The 14393-nt window shown below is 65.7% G+C and carries 17 protein-coding genes, 1 tRNA gene and 1 pseudogene; 8 read left to right on the top strand and 11 right to left on the bottom strand.

The features are described from left to right. The 3 genes from A5733_RS07220 to crcB (A5733_RS07210) form a co-directional block, all read right to left on the bottom strand. The coding region (locus A5733_RS07220; RefSeq protein ID WP_142253838.1) for a DUF190 domain-containing protein at window positions 1–647 on the bottom strand (647 nt) is incomplete at its 3' end. Then, complete coding sequence (crcB, locus tag A5733_RS07215; RefSeq protein WP_076239619.1) at window positions 644–1009, bottom strand: fluoride efflux transporter CrcB; 366 nt, start codon at window positions 1007–1009, stop codon at window positions 644–646. The genes A5733_RS07220 and crcB (A5733_RS07215), both read right to left, overlap by 4 nt. After that, window positions 1009–1404 carry a fluoride efflux transporter CrcB gene (gene crcB, locus A5733_RS07210; RefSeq protein ID WP_076239618.1) on the bottom strand — a complete coding sequence of 132 codons (396 nt, stop codon included), beginning with the start codon at window positions 1402–1404 and terminating at the stop codon, window positions 1009–1011. The genes crcB (A5733_RS07215) and crcB (A5733_RS07210) overlap by 1 nt, the downstream gene beginning before the upstream one ends. 69 nt (window positions 1405–1473) lie before the next feature. Here crcB (A5733_RS07210) and pgm point away from each other — a divergent pair, with 69 nt between their 5' ends. From pgm to A5733_RS07185, 5 genes are all read left to right on the top strand, one after another. Then, a complete protein-coding gene (pgm, locus tag A5733_RS07205; RefSeq protein ID WP_076239617.1) occupies window positions 1474–3120 on the top strand; it encodes a phosphoglucomutase (alpha-D-glucose-1,6-bisphosphate-dependent) in 1647 nt (548 codons plus the stop codon). Then, window positions 3117–4358, top strand: coding sequence for an MFS transporter (locus A5733_RS07200; RefSeq protein WP_067768578.1), 1242 nt, complete (start codon window positions 3117–3119; stop codon window positions 4356–4358). Before pgm ends, A5733_RS07200 begins: the two co-directional genes overlap by 4 nt. 55 nt (window positions 4359–4413) lie before the next feature. Further along, a tRNA-Ala gene (locus A5733_RS07195) sits at window positions 4414–4486 on the top strand. Between the two features lie 141 nt (window positions 4487–4627). Next, window positions 4628–4897: a type II toxin-antitoxin system ParD family antitoxin gene (locus A5733_RS07190; protein ID WP_076239643.1), complete on the top strand. Its 270-nt coding sequence runs from the start codon at window positions 4628–4630 to the stop codon at window positions 4895–4897. Next, on the top strand, window positions 4894–5214 hold the full coding sequence (locus A5733_RS07185) for a type II toxin-antitoxin system RelE/ParE family toxin (protein WP_076239616.1): 321 nt from the start codon (window positions 4894–4896) through the stop codon (window positions 5212–5214). The genes A5733_RS07190 and A5733_RS07185 overlap by 4 nt, the downstream gene beginning before the upstream one ends. A gap of 16 nt (window positions 5215–5230) precedes the next feature. On the opposite strand, the pseudogene A5733_RS07180 reads toward A5733_RS07185, so the two are convergent. Then, window positions 5231–5513, bottom strand: a pseudogene (locus A5733_RS07180) (DUF6319 family protein). Between the two features lie 322 nt (window positions 5514–5835). Then, entirely contained in the window at window positions 5836–6243 is a 408-nt protein-coding gene (locus tag A5733_RS27440) for a hypothetical protein (protein ID WP_158070591.1), read from the bottom strand. A 122-nt stretch (window positions 6244–6365) separates the two neighbouring features. On the opposite strand from A5733_RS27440, the gene A5733_RS07170 reads away from it, so the two are divergent. After that, window positions 6366–6920, top strand: a complete 555-nt coding sequence (locus tag A5733_RS07170) for a carboxylesterase family protein (protein ID WP_369830911.1) — start codon at window positions 6366–6368, stop codon at window positions 6918–6920. Between the two features lie 31 nt (window positions 6921–6951). Here the strand turns inward: A5733_RS07170 and A5733_RS07165 are convergent, their stop codons facing one another. The 5 genes from A5733_RS07165 to A5733_RS07145 form a co-directional block, all read right to left on the bottom strand. Next, window positions 6952–7344 carry a DUF6319 family protein gene (locus A5733_RS07165; protein ID WP_076239642.1) on the bottom strand — a complete coding sequence of 131 codons (393 nt, stop codon included), beginning with the start codon at window positions 7342–7344 and terminating at the stop codon, window positions 6952–6954. A gap of 103 nt (window positions 7345–7447) precedes the next feature. Further along, window positions 7448–8140 carry an HAD family hydrolase gene (locus A5733_RS07160; protein ID WP_076239615.1) on the bottom strand — a complete coding sequence of 231 codons (693 nt, stop codon included), beginning with the start codon at window positions 8138–8140 and terminating at the stop codon, window positions 7448–7450. Between the two features lie 42 nt (window positions 8141–8182). Continuing rightward, window positions 8183–8572: a MerR family transcriptional regulator gene (locus tag A5733_RS07155; RefSeq protein ID WP_076239641.1), complete on the bottom strand. Its 390-nt coding sequence runs from the start codon at window positions 8570–8572 to the stop codon at window positions 8183–8185. 19 nt (window positions 8573–8591) lie between these two features. After that, on the bottom strand, window positions 8592–10052 hold the full coding sequence (locus A5733_RS07150; protein WP_233152641.1) for a SulP family inorganic anion transporter: 1461 nt from the start codon (window positions 10050–10052) through the stop codon (window positions 8592–8594). Between the two features lie 381 nt (window positions 10053–10433). Continuing rightward, complete coding sequence (locus A5733_RS07145; protein ID WP_076239614.1) at window positions 10434–11930, bottom strand: potassium/proton antiporter; 1497 nt, start codon at window positions 11928–11930, stop codon at window positions 10434–10436. A gap of 80 nt (window positions 11931–12010) precedes the next feature. Between A5733_RS07145 and A5733_RS07140 the strand changes: the two genes are divergently transcribed. Next, window positions 12011–12703, top strand: a complete 693-nt coding sequence (locus tag A5733_RS07140; RefSeq protein ID WP_076239639.1) for a TrkA family potassium uptake protein — start codon at window positions 12011–12013, stop codon at window positions 12701–12703. Between the two features lie 4 nt (window positions 12704–12707). Next, a complete protein-coding gene (locus A5733_RS07135) occupies window positions 12708–13013 on the top strand; it encodes a hypothetical protein (RefSeq protein WP_076239613.1) in 306 nt (101 codons plus the stop codon). Here A5733_RS07135 and A5733_RS07130 read toward each other — a convergent pair whose 3' ends face one another. Beyond that, window positions 13014–14390, bottom strand: coding sequence for an NtaA/DmoA family FMN-dependent monooxygenase (locus A5733_RS07130; RefSeq protein ID WP_076239612.1), 1377 nt, complete (start codon window positions 14388–14390; stop codon window positions 13014–13016). Window positions 14391–14393 lie beyond the last annotated feature (3 nt).

Genomic DNA, 14393 nt, shown 5'->3' with positions numbered 1-14393 from the left:
CCCCGCTTGCACAGCTGTGCCCGTTCCACGGTGAGCAGCGGACTGTCCAGCACTGCGGTGAGGTCACCGAGCACGGCGTTCACCTGGGCGCCGGTTCCCAGCCCGATGATCATCAGTGGCACCTCGGTGTTGCGGCTGAAGAACCGGGCGCGGCGGCGGTGGCCGTGCGCGGTGCCGTCCACCCCGAGGAACACCGTGGCGCCGGCGAAGCCACGCCGGTGCAGCAGGTCGCACACCGCCCGGTGGGCCGGCGCCCCGCCGATCCGGTGATGACGGCCGACGTACACGGTGAGCTTGCAGATGTCGGTAACCGTCGGTGGCGGTGACTGTCGGCGGATCAGCTGGGCGCGTTCCAGGGTGATGAGACCGCGGGGGATCAGCGTCACGGCCTGCTCGGCCAGCGCGGAGATCGTGGCGGCCGTGTCGACGGCTGCGATGGCGATCGGGGGGTCTTCGGAGGCGGTCAACGTCTCGTCGGTGCGCAGCTGATGGTGCGGGCCGAAACTGGCGATCCCGCGCAGCATCACGCTGAGGGCGACGTCGCTGCGGCCGTAGAGGTCGAGGAGCGCATCGGCGACAAACCGCTGCTCGTGGCGCAGCCGCTCGGCGAAGTACGTGGTCAGCTTGAGGTAGTCGGTGGTGGTCACAGTCGCGTGCCCACCGACATGCCCGCCCACGCCGCGACGAGCCCGAGCGCCACGCTGACGACGATGTTGGCCAGCGCGGGCCAGAGCCGACGTTCCTCGGCGAGGCGCTGCGTTTCCAGCATCCACGTGGAAAACGTGGTGTAGGAGCCGACGAATGCGGTGCCGGCCAGCAGCGCGGCGTGCGGGTTCAGGGCCAGGCCGCCGAGGAAGCCGAGCAGGAAGGCGCCGCTGAGATTGACCGCCAGGGTGCCGAACGGAAAACCCCGGGTGTGGCGCGCGGTAACCGCGCGGTCCAGGAGAAATCGGCAGACCGCGCCGACACCCCCGAGGGCCAGAACGCCGGCCCACACCACGGCGGTCATCAGCGCACCGCCGCGCGCCGCACGAGCGCGGTGGCGGTCAACACCGCGAAAAGTCCGGCGGCGATACTGGCCGCCGTGTAACCCGCGGCCAATGCCCAGTGGCCGTGCTCGAGCATCGTGATCGTCTCGACCTGCATCGTGGAGAACGTGGTGAGCCCGCCGCACAGACCGGTTCCCAGCAGCGGGCGTCGATAGCTGGACACCGGCAACCGCTCCAGCAGGCGTGTGGTGAAGTAGCCGAGCAGAAACGCCCCGAGGACGTTCACGATGAACGTGGGCCACGGCCAGTGACCGGGATCGTGCGCCATGAGCACTGCCAGGCCGGCGCGCGCCACCGTGCCCAGGGCGCCGCCGACGAACACTGCGGCCAGTTCTCGAAGATCGTGGCCGAACATGGGTTAAAAGTATGGCCTCTGGTGCGCGTGCGGCGGCAGCGACATCGGTTCGGGAGCAGAATCGGTTGCATGGCTGCCCATCCCCGCGCCGGACAACCGGCTCAACCCGAGGACCTCATCGACGTCGCACATGTGGTGACTGCGTACTACACCACCCAACCCGATCCCGAGAACGTCGCCCAGCAGGTGGTCTTCGGCACGTCCGGGCACCGCGGATCGAGCCTGGACGCGGCGTTCAACGAGGCGCACATCCTGGCCACCACGCAGGCCATCGTCGAGTACCGGGCCGCCCAGGGCACCACGGGTCCGCTGTTCATCGGTCGTGACACGCATGCGCTCTCAGAACCGGCGTGGGAATCGGCGTTGGAGGTGCTGGCCGCCAACGACGTGGTGGTGATGATCGATGCGGCCGACCGCTTCACGCCGACTCCGGCGGTCAGCCACGCGATCCTCACCTACAACCGGGGCCGACGGGATGGCCTGGCCGACGGCATCGTCGTCACCCCGTCCCACAACCCGCCGCGCGACGGCGGGTTCAAGTACAACCCGCCCAACGGCGGCCCGGCCGACACTGACGCCACCGGCGCCATCGCCAAACGCGCCAACGAACTGCTGAAGGGCAAGCTCGACGGTGTGCGGCGGAAGCCCCTGGCGCAGGCGCGGAACTGCGTCGAACGGCACGACTACCTCAACGCCTACGTCGAGGACCTGTCGAATGTCGTCGACCTGCACGCCATCAGCGCCGAGCACATCCGCATCGGCGCCGACCCGTTGGGCGGCGCCAGCGTCGACTACTGGGGAGCGATCGCCGAGCGCTACAACCTCGACCTCACCGTGATCCACCCCTACGTCGATCCGACATGGTCGTTCATGACGCTGGACACCGACGGCAAGATCCGGATGGACTGCAGCTCGCCGAATGCGATGGCCGGACTTGTTCGGAAGGTGACCGGCAACCCCGACACCTACCAGATCGCGACCGGAAACGACGCCGACTCCGATCGGCACGGCATCGTCACTCCCGACGGCGGGCTGATGAACCCCAACCACTATCTGGCGGTGGCCATCGACTACCTCTATACCCAACGGCCGAACTGGCCGGGCAGCACCGCGGTCGGCAAGACCGCGGTGAGCAGTTCGATCATCGACCGGGTGGTGGCCGGGCTGGACCGCAAGTTGGTCGAGGTGCCGGTCGGGTTCAAGTGGTTCGTCGACGGCCTGATCAGCGGCGGCATCGGGTTCGGTGGGGAGGAGAGTGCCGGGGCGTCGTTCCTGCGTACCGACGGTTCGACGTGGACCACCGACAAGGACGGCATCATCCTGGCGCTGTTGGCCTCCGAGATTCTGGCGGTCACCGGCCAGACGCCGTCGCAGCGCTACGCCGAATTGGCCGAGCGTTACGGCTCACCGAGCTATGCGCGCATCGATGCGCCCGCGAACCGCGAGCAGAAAGCCCGGCTGGCCAAGCTGTCGCCCGAACAGGTCAGCGCCACCGAGCTGGCCGGTGAACCGATCACGGCCAAGCTGACCGCGGCACCCGGCAACGGCGCCCCGCTGGGCGGGCTGAAGGTCACCACCGAGAACGCCTGGTTCGCCGCTCGGCCGTCGGGAACTGAGGACGTGTACAAGATCTACGCCGAGTCTTTCCTCGGCGCCGAGCATTTGGCGGAGGTGCAGCAGGCCGCCAAGGAGGTGGTCAATACAGTCATCGGGTGACCGTCAAGACCACGCAGAGGCTGCCGCGCGAGGTCTGGCTGTTGGTTTGCGCGAACGTGGTGGTCGCGCTCGGCTACGGCGTGGTGGCGCCGGTACTGCCGAACTATGCCCGGCATTTCGGGGTCAGTATTGCCGCAGCCACCTTTGTGATCACGGCGTTTGCCGCGATGCGCCTGGTGGGTGCCCCACCGGCCGGCTCTCTGGTGCAACGGCTGGGGGAGCGTCGGGTCTACATCAGTGGACTGCTGATCGTCGCGCTGTCCACCGGAGCGTGCGCGTTCGCCCAGACCTACGCGCAGTTGCTGTTGTTCCGTTCCCTGGGCGGGCTCGGCTCGGCGATGTTCACGGTGTCCTCGCTGGGCCTGATGATCCGGATTTCGCCGCCGGATGCTCGCGGCCGAGTGGCCGGGTTGTTCGCCTCCGGGTTCCTGGTCGGCTCGGTCGGTGGCCCGGTGCTGGGCAGTCTGACTGCCGGGTTCGGACTCTCGGCACCGTTCTTGATCTATGGTGCGGCGCTGTTGGTGGCCGCCGCGGTGGTGTTCATCAGCTTGCGCCATTCCGAGTTGGCCGCCCCGTCGGTTGAAGACGCTCCCAAGGTCTCGATGCGTAAAGTGCTGCGGCACCCGGCATATCGCGCGGCGCTGTTCTCCAACTTCGCCTCCGGATGGTCCTCTGTCGGACTGCGCATCGCGTTGGTGCCACTGTTTGTGGTGGACGCGCTGGGCCGCAGCGCTGGTACGGCGGGCCTGGCGCTGGCCACCTTCGCGATCGGCAACGTCTCGGCGGTGGTGCCCAGTGGCTACCTGTCCGACCGGGTCGGCCGCCGGATGTTGGTCATCGTGGGGCTGACGGCGTCAGCCGCGGCGACAGTAGTGGTCGGGTTCAGCAGCTCGCTGCCGCTGTTCTTGGTGTCTGCCTACGTGACCGGCGCGGCCACGGGCATGTTCGTCTCACCGCAGCAGGCCGCGGTGGCCGACGTCGTCGGCAACAAGGCGCGCGGCGGAACCGCGGTGGCCACCTTCCAGATGATGTCTGACCTTGGCGCGATCGTCGGCTCGTTCGCGGTCGGCCAGATTGCCCTGCACCTCAGCTTCACGGTGGCGTTTGTCACCACCGGTGTGATTCTGCTCGCCGCGGCGGTCGGCTGGCTCTTCGCCCCGGAGACCCGGCCGGCGGCTTCCCACGAGCACACTCCGGCCCGCCCGTTGGGGCCGGACTCGGCCGATGAGCTGCCGTGACCAGCGATTTTGAATGCAGGGTAGCGGTGGTGTAACTTCGTGGGGCACGACAAACGGGGCTATGGCGCAGCTGGTAGCGCACCACACTGGCAGTGTGGGGGTCAGGGGTTCGAGTCCCCTTAGCTCCACGTTTGAAAACCCGCTCTGACTTCGGTCCGGGCGGGTTTTCTAGTTGGCGACGCTTTCATCGGCCTTCGCGGCTCCCGTTTTGCCGGGTTGCCACGCCAGCGTGGGAGTAGGATTCAGTCCTACTACTCGCGGAGGTGGTCATGCGGACAACGCGGCAACTCAGTATCACGCTCCCGAACGACATGGCGGATGCGTTGCGCCAGCGCGTGAACTCCGGGGAGTACGCCAGCGAAAGTGAAGTCATCCGCGAAGGATTGCGCGCGTTGTTCGCGCGTGACCATGCAGTGGAAGCCTGGCTTCGTGATGAGGTCGCGGCGGCGTATGACGCGGTAGCCGCTGATGAGTCACGCGTTGTCGGTGCCGACAGGGTGCGCGCACGATTGGCCGCCGAGCAGGCCGGAGGCGCGTGACTCTCACTGTTGTCTTCACGCCAGAGGCGGAAGATCAACTGGTTGAGCTATATCGGTACATCGCCAGTGCTGGATCGGCGGACGTCGCGACGCGTTACAGCCAGGACATCGTGGCGTTCTGCGAAGAACTGGCGGCGTTTCCGCATCGGGGCCGAGCTCGCGACGACGTAAGGCCAGGACTACGCACAATTGGCTTCAGGCGACGCGTCGTCATTGCCTTCGCTGTGTTGGGCGAGAAGCTGATAGTCATCGGCGTCTTCTACGGCGGCCGCGACTACGAGGTGATCATGAGTGAGCCGAAGCCCCATTGCAAGTAGCAAATTCGCCAAGGCCTCACTCTAAGTCGGAGAGAACCTTTTGCGCAGTTTCGAGTTCGGCTTCGACAGCGGCAATTTTAGTGGCCTGAGCCGGCCTCCTCGATCACCTCGTCGATGGGCGTGGAGAGGTCCTCGTGCAGCTCCTTGGCCGCGCGCGAGACGATAGCAGCAGCGACCGCGACGTTGCGCGCAAGGTAGGTGGTGCCCTTCTTGAGTGCGGAGTGCAATTCACCGTCGGCGGTATCGAAAACCGCTTGTGCACCGGATTTTTCGGGCTCGAAGTCGGCGACGCCACGCATCGCAGACCGACGAGCGGTACGCTGTCGACGTACCCACAAGGTTGCTGCAGAAGCTGGACCTGTCAGGGGAATTCGTGTACACCAATACTGATGGGGGCCGGTGCGTTACCAGTGGTTCTGGCGTGACGTGTGGGGGAATTTCGCTGTCGCGCAAGCTGAATTGGCGGGGAAGCCCACCCCGCACGATCTGCACCACACCTATGCCTAGTGGCAGTTGGTTGACGGGAGGCACGCCGATCACGATCGTGTCGCGGCAGCTCGGGCACGAGTCCATTCAGCTCACCGTCGACTTCTACACGGATGTAAGCCGAACTAGCTCCCGTCAGCTTTCGCCCGGCTTGGCGTACCGCAATTCGTCGGGAAGATGCGCGAAATATTCGGGCGTGTACTCGTCGTACGACAGAACCAGGGTTGATGTAGGCGTGTGGATATCGACGTATTGATGTCCGGGGTGGTCGGCGGGTGTCGCTAGGTCATCAAGGATTTCAACCGCAGCTGCCCGATCTAGGAGCCACTCGATGCGGCCTTCAACCTGTTCTATATCGGCTGCACCGGACTGAATCCGGAACTCGTGGATGACTCCGTCGTGTTCTAGCCGCGACCGTCCATGCTGCACCGCATCGTTCAACGCGGCATGGATGACCGCCGCACCTGCGGTATCCATTGCCAGCATGACAACGTCGTCACCCAGCATGAATTCAGGAAGAAACTGGACATGAATAAAGCTCATCAGTCTCTCCTTCCCTACCTTGTTGTGGTTGGGTACAGCGATTTTCGTACATCAGAACGTGCATCAGAAATCGTCGTCAAGTTCCCCGCCCAATACTGGTAGCTCATTGTCGCCGTCGGGCGGTGATACGAGCTGCGGGCCAAATATGCCAGGCCCACCGCCGATCATGGGTCCGCGCGGCATTCGCGGAACCTCGGCGGGAGCATTCGGTGCTGGCGCTTCGGCGGGTCCCTTGGGTGATGCTTCAACGGGCGCGCGTCGACAAGCACACGCTTCGCGATGCCGCCAGCGCGATGGTCACCGACTACCACTTCACCGCGCCGACCGAGCAGTTCGTCCGGGCGCACGCCGAGCGCGGGAGCACGGTGTTTCGTTACGAATTGCAATGGCCTTCTCCGCGGGCCGGCCTGGGGGCATGCCACGATTCGTGCCTGCCCTTGGTCTTCGGCGCCCTGGACGCCGCGCCTGCGCTTGCCGGTACCGACGAGAAGGCACGCCAGGTGTCGGATGCAGTTCAGCGGCTGCGGCTCGACTTCATTCGTGGGGGAGAGCCTTGGGCACCTTACGACGGTGTCAGCGGGTTCACGATGTTGCTGGGCCCCGAGACCAGAATCGTCCGCGGCCACCGCGCAGAGCAACTCGCGATCTGGGAGAACCGCTATCCCGCCTACGGGTAGGCGACTTGACCGGACACTCCGGACCTGCGCCTCACGCCAAGTCGGACAACACCTTTCGCGCGGCTTCGAGTTCAGCTTCCAGCGCAGCGACTTTGGCGGCCTGCTGGGTGCGGGCCTCTTCGATCACCGCGTCGATGGGGGTGGAGAGGTCTTCGTGCAGCTCTTTGGCGGCGCGGGACACCGCGGCGGCCGCAACGGCGACGTCGCGGGCCAGATAGGTGGATCCCTGCTTGAGCTCGGCGTGCCATTCGCCGTCGGCGGTACCGGTGACGGTGAGGGTCAGCTCAATGGTCTTGGCTTTCTTGCCTGCTGCCTTCTTGGCCGGGGCCTTCCGCGGCTTCTCCTCGACCGTTACCTCAGCGGCGGGGGTGTCGGAATCGGTGGTCGGCATTTCTGCCACGGGAGCGTCTACAGTCATCGTCACGGCGGACTCCTTCACAACATCGCTTGCGCTGGGCGGGCTTGGCGGTCGGAGTCATTAGAACACACGTTCGACGTCCGCGGTCAAGTCGACGCGCCCTCGGCGCTCACTTCGTCGAGTCACCGGTGTCGCGAAGGTGGGTTCCGATGACGGTAGTGTCCAGATGCTTGAGCAGATCTAGCGGATCATCGAAAACCGCTTGTGCACCGGCGGTTTCGAGTTCGCAGTCCGCGACGCCGCCACACCGTAGCCCGATGAACGGCACACCGACACGGGTGGCGGCTTCCCCGTCCCACACCGCATCGCCGACGAAGACGGCGCGATCGGCAGGGACGCCGGCGCGCTGCAACGCCACTTCGACGATGCCCGGGTCGGGTTTGGCCATGTCGACATCCTTCGACGAGGTTGCCGCGGTGATGGCGTCGTCGCTGTCGAGAATCTTTCGGGTGATGGACAGTTCGTCTTCCGGCGCCGAACTCGCGAGCACCACCCGTATCCCGTTGTCGGCGAGGTGGTGCAGTAGTTCCCGGGCACCTGAAAGACGGACGATCAATTCGGCGGACTCTTTGTAGAGGCTGCTGTGGCGGTCTTTGAGGCGCTCCTGCACCTCGTCGTCGGCGTCGCCGGACAGCTGCGCCACCAGGTGGCTGCCGTCCATGCCGATGCTGCGGTGAATCTGCCAGGCCTCCACGTCGATCTTCTCCTCGCGGAATGCCCGCGTCCAGGCGTGCACGTGCAGATAGTTCGAGTCGACCAGAGTTCCGTCGACATCGAAGAGAACCGCAAAAGTCTCAGACATGGGCATCCCGGCGGGATACCCGTCGCCTCGCAGGTCAAACGGTCACCCGCGGTAGCGGGCCAACTGCTCGGTGAGTTCCTGCGCGTAGGCCAATTGCCGCGACAGTTTGGCGCAGGCTTCCGCGGCGCGCGTGTGGCATTCGGCCACGAATGTTGAAGCCTCGTCACGTGCAGCGGTGGCCGCCTCGGAGGCGTTGAGGGTGTCCAGGGCGTCGAGCAGGTGACGCATCTCCTCGAGGCTGAATCCCAACGGTTTCATGCGCCGGATCGCCAACAACCGGTTGACATCGTCGCAGGTGTAGAGCCGGAAGCCGCCTGCGGACCGTGCCGAGGGCACCACCAGACCGACCTCGTCGTAGTGCCGGATTGTCTTGATCGACAGCTCAGTTCGTGCGGCGACCTCGCCGATCTGCAGGTGCTCTTGAGCGTTCAACGATGCCCCGTGTGACGGTTCAGTGCGCCGCGGTGAGTTGGCCACTGAGGCGGGCGTGACGCTGTGCACTGTTGTCGTTCATACCGACAATGGTGACAGTCTTACCCTTGGCGGCATATTTGGTGGTGATGGCGTCCAGCGTGGCGACGGTGGACGCATCCCAGACATGGGCTTGGCTCATGTCGATGACGATGTTCGTCGGGTCGCCGGCGTAATCGAATTGGTAGACAAGGTCATTGCTAGAGGCGAAGAACAGCTCGCCCCTGACCGCATACACCCGGGTGTTCTCGTCGGGATGGGCGATGTCGACGACGTCGGTGAAGTGGGCGACGCGGCGGGCGAAGAGCACCATCGCGGTGAGTGTGCCGACCGCGACGCCGTAGGCCAGGTTGCTCGTGGCCACGGTGACGGCCACGGTCGCGAGCATCACCGCGGTCTCACTCTTGGGCATGCGCCGCAACGTCTTCGGGTTGATCGAGTGCCAGTCGAAGGTGCCGACGGAGACCATGATCATCACCGCGACCAGTGCCGCCATGGGGATGCGGGCGACGAGATCGCCGAGTCCGACCACCAGACCCAGGAGGAACACACCCGCCAAAAACGTCGAGATGCGGGTGCGGGCGCGGCACACCTTTACGTTGATCATCGTCTGACCGATCATGGCGCAGCCGCCCATGCCCCCGAAGAATCCGGTGACGACGTTCGCCACGCCTTGCCCCAGCGCCTCGCGGGACTTGTCGGAGTGGGTGTCGGTGATGTCATCGACCAGCTTGGCCGTCATGAGGGATTCCAGCAGACCCACCACTGCCATGGCCAGTGCGTAGGGCGCGATGGTCCCGAGCGTCTGCAGGGTGAACGGCACGTCAGGGAGTAGCAGGGTCGGCAGGCTGGAGGGGAGTTGGCCTTCGTCCCCCACGTTGGGAATCGACCAGCCGAACCCGACCGTCGCGGCGGTGAGCACCACGATGGCGACAAGCGGGGCGGGGATGGCGGTGGTCAGTTTCGGCAGCGCCACGATCACGACGATGGCGACCGCCACCAACGGATACACCGACCACGGCACCCCGAGCAGGTGCGGCAGCTGAGACAAGAAGATCAGGATCGCCAAGGCGTTGACGAAGCCGACCATCACACTGCGCGGCAGAAACCGCATCAGCTTGGCGACACCCAGACCGCCGAGGATCAATTGCAGTACGCCGGCCAGGATGACGGTGGCGATCAGGTAGTCCAGACCGTGACTGCGCACCAGCGGCGCCACCACCAGCGCCACGGCACCGGTCGCGGCCGAAATCATCGCCGGTCGACCGCCGACGATCGCGATGGTCACTGCCATTGTGAAAGCGGCGAACAGTCCGACGCGGGGATCCACTCCGGCGATGATCGAGAACGAGATCGCCTCGGGGATCAAGGCCAGCGCCACCACCAGGCCGGCGAGCACCTCGGTGCGCAGTCGCTGTGGTGAACGAAGGGTGGCGGTCACCGACTGCTGTTCGCGCGGCGTCAGAGCGTCAGGCGATCGTTTCAACACAGCTCCGTTTCAGCGCCACGCGGCAACCCGGCGAGGCAAGTGGGCATGGGTGATACACGCGTCGTTGCGTGAAAAGTCTTGCCAGAGCATGCGATCCGCGATGTCCGGCGCCGGTGTCGAACTCTACCCTTGGGGGAGGGTTGCGTTCCAAATCGGTCAGCCCGGATGTGCCCGACGCCACATGGGCGTCGCGCGGTTTCGGAGCCGGCGCGGCAATCGACGGCCTGGAGAGCTGGTACTACCGGCGATACCAGGTTTCGAACACACACCATGCCTCCGCAGCCGCGACGGAAGTGACGCGTGTGATCACCGGGTATCCGAGCCGCGCGGAACTCAGTCCGCGAGACCGTATTCGTCGAACCAGTAGGCGAGTTTGCCGCGTCGGCTCACTGCCCGCAGTCGGGCCTCGGCGGCGGTGCGCATCTTGCTGGTGGTGACGATGAGCAGTTCGTCGCCGACGGCGATGCGGGTGTCCGGTAGGGGCACGAACGTCCGCCCGTTGCGGATGATCAGCGTGATGACGGCCGGGTCGGGCAGCCGCAGCTCCAGGATCGTCACGTTGTGCAGCCGGGAATGCGGTTGGACGGTCATGGTGAGAAGTTCGGCGTCGAGCACGTCCAGCGGGGCAGCCTCGACCTGGATCTCGCGGGTGACGTCGCGGGTGATCAGTCCCAGGGCATTGGCCACGAAGCGGATGCTGGGCGCCTGCACCAGGGTGAAGATCACCACGAGCACGAACACCACGTTGAGCAGCCGGTAACTGTCCGGCACCCCCGCCACGATCGGAAACGTGGCCAGCACGATCGGCACCGCACCGCGCAGCCCGGCCCACGACAGAAAGAGTTGTTCGCGGATCGGGATACGGAAGCCGACCAGGGACACGATCACCGAGACCGGCCGGGCGATCAGCAGCAGCACGAGCCCGACCACGATCGCCGGAATGATGTCCCCGGCCAGATCATGCGGGTTCACCAGCAACCCGAGGAGCACGAACAGCCCGATCTGCGCCAGCCAGCCCACCCCTTCGGCGAACGACCGGGTGGCCGATTTGTGCGGCAGGCCCGAGTTGGCCAGCACCACCGCGGACAGGTAGGCGGCGATGAAGCCACTCGCGTGGGCGCTGCCGGCGGCGGCGAATGCGATGAAGCCCAACCCGAAGGTGGCGATGGGATACAGCCCCGAGGCCGGCAGCGCGATGCGCCGCAGCGCGAAGGCACCGGCGAACCCGACGGCCAGGCCCAGCAGAGATCCGGTGACCAGCTCGTAGGCGAGGTCGGTGATGGCGCCCTCGGGATGGAACACGAACGGCACCACGCTGAACGTCAACACGAGGATGACCGCCGGCGCGTCATTGAAGCCGGATTCGGCTTCCAGCAGCCCGGCCAAACGTCGCGGCAAGGGCAGGATCCGCAGCACCGAGAACACCGCGGCCGCATCAGTGGAGGAGACGATGGCTCCGAGCAACAGGGCGAGCTGCCAGTTCATGTCCAGCAGCAGGTGCGCCCCGACAGCGGTGATCGCGGTGCTGATCACCACACCGACGGTGGCCACTACGCCCGCCGGCGCCAGCACGCCGCGGATATCGGAGAACCGCGTGGTCAGGCCACCTTCGACCAGCACGATCGCCAGTGCCGTGGTGCATACGTTGCGGGCCAGTTCGACGTTGTTGAAGTCCAGTCCGATCCCGTCGACCCCCAGCACCATGCCGACCGCCAGGAAGAACAGCAGACTGGGAAATCCGATCTTGGTTGCCACCCGCGTGCCGATGATGCTGGCCAGCAGTACGACGCCGCCGGTGAGCAAGGTGAGGTAGAGCTGGTTCAGACTCATCGGAAGTTAGTTAATCACCGACAATGGGCCGCAAGTGGGGCGTGCGGATAGGCGAAGATGGCGGGGTGGAGGGACGCAAGATGCGAGTCGTGGTCGCCGGGGCGGGCAACGTGGGTCGCTCCGTCGCGCGCGAGTTGCTCGACAACGGTCACAAGGTGCTGTTGATCGAGCAGCTCTATCGGCGCTACGAACCGCAGACGGTGCCCGATGCCGACTGGTTGCTGGCCGACGCCTGCGAGCTCTCCGCCATGGAGGAGGCCGGGATCGAGACCGCCGATGTGTTGATCGCGGCCACCGGTGATGACAAGTCGAACCTCGTGGTCGGTTTGCTGGCCAAGTCGGAGTTCGGGGTGCCGCGCGTGGTGGCGCGCATCAACGACATCCGCAATCAGTGGCTGTTCGGTCAGGACTGGGGTATCGATGTTGCCGTGTCGACGCCGGGCGCGCTGGTGGCCGGCATCGAGGGCGCCATCGACGTCGGGCACCTGGTGCGGTTGATGACGCTGCGCGGTGGTCGGGTCGAGCTGACCAAACTCACGCTGCCCCAAGACAACCCGGTGGTCGGCCAGCGGGTGGACCGATTGGAACTGCCCGCCGACACCGCGTTGGTGACCGTCGTCCGGGGAAACAAGGTCAGGTTTCCCAAACCCGACGACGTGCTGGAAGCGGGCGACGAGCTGCTGTTCACCGCCAACCGCACGTCGGAACACTCATTGCTGGCCGCGATCCATGGAGGTGAGTTTCTGCGTGAGGTGGTTTCGGAGGAGCCCTGAGCTCGTGCACAAGAACACCGAGGACACCGAAGACGCCGAGGTGCTGGAACGCCGGCTGGTGATCAGGGTCAACTCGAACGCCAAGATGTCGCGCGGTAAGGCTGCCGCGCACGCGGTGCACGCGGCGCTCAAGCTCTATGGCATCGACTACCACCATCCGGTCATCGTGATCGGCGGCAAGCCCGACGAGATCTTGGCGCAGACGGTGCACGTGCGTGACGCCGGCCGTACCGAGTTGGAGCCCGGCACCCTGACGGCCGGTGCCAGTTGGGAGTACAAGCACCGCGAGGAGCCTGCCGACCCCGAATAGTCAGCCTGTTGCAGCGGTGCGTTCCTCGCCCGGCTGGGGAACGCCCAGCCCGAGGTGCTCGCGCAGCGTGGTTCCTTCGTAGTCGGTACGGAATACCCCGCGCTCCTGCAGCAGCGGAACGACGCGGTCCACGAACGGGTCGAGCCCGCCCGGGGTGACGTGGGGGACCAGGATGAACCCGTCGCTGGCGTCCGATTGCACGAGATGGTTGATGGATTCGGCGATGGTGGCCGCCGAGCCGACGAAGTTCTGCCGTCCGGTGACCTCGATGATGAGCTCGCGCGTGGTCAGGTTCTCGGCTTCGGCCTTGGCGCGCCATTCGTTGGCGACGGCGATCGGGTCGCGGTGGATGCGCACACTGGCGCGGCCCTTGGCGATGGTGTTCTCGCCGACTCGCGGGTCGACGGTGGGTAGCGGTCCGTCGGGGTCGTGATCGGTGAGGTCACGGTTCCACAGTTGTTCGAGGAACTTGATCGCAGTGGCCGGCGACACCTGGGCCAGCCGCACCTCGTGGGCGAGCTCGGCGGCCTCGGCATCGGTGTCGCCCAGCACGAAGGTGGCCGCGGGCAGAATCAGTAGTTGGTCATGGCGGCGATCGTATTTGGCCAACCGGCCCTTGACGTCGGCATAGAACTTCTGGCCGTCTTCCAACGTCCCGTACCGGGAAAAGATGGCGTCCGCAGCTGCCGCGGCAAACTCACGTCCGCGCTCGGAGTCCCCGGCCTGGAAGATCACCGGACGGCCCTGTGGGCTGCGCGGGACGTTGAACCGGCCGCTGATGTCGAAATGGTCGTTGTGGTAGGCGAACTCGCCGGCCGCCGCATCCGACAGGAATAAACCATGTTCTTTGTCGGCGACGATCTCATCGCCTCGCCAGGAATCGAACAACGTGTGGGCGGCCGCCAGGAAGCTCTCGGCCCGTTCGTAGCGTTGGTTCTCGGGCAGGAAGCCGCCGCGGCGAAAGTTCTCTCCGGTGAAGGCATCCCAGGAGGTGACGACGTTCCAGGCGGCCCGGCCTTCGGACAGGTGGTCCAGCGAAGCGAATTGCCGTGCCACCTCATAGGGTTCGTTGAACGTCGAGTTGATCGTGCCGGTCAGCCCGAGCCGATCGGTCACCGCCGCGAGGGCCGCCAGCACCGTGAAGGTGTCCGGGCGTCCCACCACGTCGAGGTCGTAGATCTGGCCGCCCTGTTCACGCAGCCGCAATCCTTCGGCCAGGAACATGAAGTCGAACTTGCCGCGCTCGGCGGTCTGCGCGAAGCGGACGAACGAATCGAACTCGATATGGCTGCCGGAGTTCGGGTCACTCCAGACCGTGGTGTTGTTGACCCCGGGGAAATGTGCGGCTAGATGAATCTGCTTGACGGGCTTGCTCATGGG

Source organism: Mycobacterium sp. NS-7484, from assembly GCF_001953975.1.
In the GTDB taxonomy this organism is placed as follows: domain Bacteria; phylum Actinomycetota; class Actinomycetes; order Mycobacteriales; family Mycobacteriaceae; genus Mycobacterium.
The sequence above is the reverse complement of the archived record's forward strand: the minus strand, read 5'-3'. Positions and strand labels throughout refer to the sequence as shown.

Excerpts from the sequence above, each read along its gene's own strand:
- A5733_RS07190 (WP_076239643.1), top strand. The coding sequence starts at position 4,628 with ATGCGGACAACGCGGCAACTCAGTATCACGCTCCCGAACGACATGGCG.
- A5733_RS27440 (WP_158070591.1), bottom strand. The coding sequence starts at position 6,243 with ATGAGCTTTATTCATGTCCAGTTTCTTCCTGAATTCATGCTGGGTGAC.
- pgm (WP_076239617.1), top strand. The coding sequence starts at position 1,474 with ATGGCTGCCCATCCCCGCGCCGGACAACCGGCTCAACCCGAGGACCTC.
- A5733_RS07145 (WP_076239614.1), bottom strand. The coding sequence starts at position 11,930 with ATGAGTCTGAACCAGCTCTACCTCACCTTGCTCACCGGCGGCGTCGTA.
- A5733_RS07140 (WP_076239639.1), top strand. The coding sequence starts at position 12,011 with ATGCGAGTCGTGGTCGCCGGGGCGGGCAACGTGGGTCGCTCCGTCGCG.
- A5733_RS07160 (WP_076239615.1), bottom strand. The coding sequence starts at position 8,140 with ATGTCTGAGACTTTTGCGGTTCTCTTCGATGTCGACGGAACTCTGGTC.
- crcB (WP_076239619.1), bottom strand. The coding sequence starts at position 1,009 with ATGACCGCCGTGGTGTGGGCCGGCGTTCTGGCCCTCGGGGGTGTCGGC.
- A5733_RS07130 (WP_076239612.1), bottom strand. The coding sequence starts at position 14,390 with ATGAGCAAGCCCGTCAAGCAGATTCATCTAGCCGCACATTTCCCCGGG.
- crcB (WP_076239618.1), bottom strand. The coding sequence starts at position 1,404 with ATGTTCGGCCACGATCTTCGAGAACTGGCCGCAGTGTTCGTCGGCGGC.